The organism is Vogesella urethralis, assembly GCF_007644045.2.
Lineage (GTDB): Bacteria > Pseudomonadota > Gammaproteobacteria > Burkholderiales > Chromobacteriaceae > Vogesella > Vogesella urethralis.
Window position 1 is genome coordinate 1 of sequence record NZ_VMDW02000117.1, and the last position, 255, is coordinate 255.

At 59.6% G+C, this 255-nt stretch carries 1 protein-coding gene; it reads left to right on the forward strand.

Annotated elements, in window-relative coordinates; genetic code table 11:
• On the forward strand, nucleotides 1-189 hold a 189-nt coding region (locus tag FLQ03_RS14750; RefSeq protein WP_276607779.1), incomplete at its 5' end, for a trehalase family glycosidase.
• Between the last annotated feature and the right edge of the window lie 66 nt (nucleotides 190-255).

The window sequence follows — 255 nt, forward strand, 5'->3', positions numbered from 1 at the left end:
ATTGCCTGGAGCTGGCTGCAGACGGTCAACCACTTTTACAAGCAGCATCACAAGCTGATTGAAAAATACCATATTGCCACCGGCGTCCCCCATGAGGGCGGCGGCGGGGAGTATCCCCTGCAGGATGGCTTTGGCTGGACCAACGGCGTGGAGCGCCGACTGATTGGCCTGTACGGTGAGCCAACCTAGTCGGGCTGTTCCCGGCGGCTTTCTCCTGCTATGTTCAGAGGATTCGCCCTGCCCGGAACGACGCTT